2 protein-coding genes are annotated in these 1,762 nt (G+C 70.2%); both read right to left on the bottom strand.

Going from position 1 to position 1,762, the window contains the following annotated elements; genetic code table 11:
* The coding region (locus RT551_RS21550) for an SWIM zinc finger family protein (protein ID WP_313462252.1) at positions 1-726 on the bottom strand (726 nt) is incomplete at its 3' end.
* Positions 723-1,762, bottom strand: a 1,040-nt coding sequence (locus RT551_RS21545) for a VWA domain-containing protein (protein ID WP_313462250.1), incomplete at its 5' end; no start/stop codon positions are given. The genes RT551_RS21545 and RT551_RS21550, both read right to left, overlap by 4 nt.

Genomic DNA, 1,762 nt, shown 5'->3' with positions numbered 1-1,762 from the left:
CGCTGCACCGTCGAGCCACAGCGACAGCAGCAGCGCGTCCAGGTCGGCCTGCAGTGCCTGGCGCACGGGATCCGCGTCGGCAGCACCCGGCGGCGACAGCTGTACCGTGCGCGCGTCGCTCAATGCGCCGGCCTGTTCGGCCAGCACGAAGGCGCGGATGGCCACGATCAGGTGCGCGCAGCTGCCACCCTGGCGGCAGTCGCAGCGCGCGTGCGCGATGGCGTCCCGCACGAAGAAGCGCACGCTGCACATCGGCAGCTGCGCCATCGGCGGTTCCTCCGCGCTGCGCCAGGGATGCACGGTAACCAGCGGACCGGCCGCGCACAGGCGCTCGGCCTGTTCGAACACGGTGGGCGGCAGCACCTGCGCCAGGGCGTGCAGGTCGAAGCTGGAAGGGCTCCAGTAGTCGTCCGCAGCGGGCGCGGCATCCGTGCTCACCTGGGCGCTTGCTGCCTGCGCCTGCCAGGCCAGCACCAGGGTGACCCGATGCCGGCACATGGCCGTGGCGCTGCAGCTGCAATCGGCCTCGCGCAGCGTGACCCCCACCGGCAACCGGGTCACGCACCCGTCGTCGTAACGGGCGATGACGGTGCCGGCGTCATCAATCTCCAGCGCGGGCAGCAGCCCGGCCGCTACCTCCTTCTGCGCACGTTTGACGAAGCCGGCATTGGCCAGCGCCATCAGCGCGGTCGGGGTGAGATCCAGCAGATCGCTGCGCGGATTCATGCCAGCACCTTCTCTGCCAGCCAGGCGGCCAGTTCGCCGGGCGTCATCGCCGCCACGTGCGCGCCGACGTTGACCAGGCGAGCGGCGGTTTCGCGGTCGTAATTGGGTTTGGCCTGTGCATCCAGCGCGGCCAGGCCGAGCACGCGCGTGCCGGCGGCGGTGAGCGCCTTGACCCGACGCACCAGTTCGCCATCGGGGCCACCTTCATAGAAGTCGCTGACCAGCACCACCACGCTGCGGCTGGGATTGACCACCAGCCCCTGCGCGTAGGCCACGGCGCGGGCGATGTCGGTGCCGCCGCCGAGCTGCACTTTCATCAGCAGCTCGACTGGATCGGACACATCGGCGGTGAGGTCGACCACGGCGGTATCGAAGGCGACCAGGTGAGTGCGCATGCCGGGCAGCTGCCACAGGCAGGCCGCCATCACCGCGCTGTGGATGACCGAGTCGACCATCGAGCCACTCTGGTCGACCAGCAGGATGATGTCCCACGGGTCGGTATGCCGGCGGCTGCGGCTGATGAACATTGGCTGCTGCACATACAGCTTGCGCCGCGCCGGGTCATAGCGATGCAGGTTGGCGGCGACGGTGCGGCGGAAGTCGAAGTTGCTGGCAATGGCGCGGCGCGAGCGGCGGCGACGGTCGCGGGTGCCGCTGAAGGCCTGGCGTACCTCGGTGGCCAGGCGCTGCATGATGCGCCCGACCACCTCGGCGACCAGGCGGCGCGCGGCGGCCAGCACCTGCGGGTTCATCAGGTGCTTGGTATGCAGCACCGCGCGCAGCAGCGATTCAGAGGGCTGGATGCGCTCCAGTACCTCCAGGTTGGTGACCACTTCATCGATCCCGAAGCGCTCGACCGCATCACGCTCCAGGCGTTCGATCACCTCCTGCGGGAACAGCTGGTGGATCTGGTTGATCCAGTCGGGCGTGGCCAGCGCCGACGCGCCGAGGCCGGCGCGCCGTTCGCCACGCTGCGCGCGCTCGGGATCACGCCCGTACAGCCATTCGAGGGCGGCGTCGGCCGCCTGGGCCTGGT

Source organism: Stenotrophomonas sp. (assembly GCF_032103445.1).
GTDB lineage: Bacteria > Pseudomonadota > Gammaproteobacteria > Xanthomonadales > Xanthomonadaceae > Stenotrophomonas.
The sequence above is the reverse complement of the archived record's forward strand: the minus strand, read 5'-3'. Positions and strand labels throughout refer to the sequence as shown.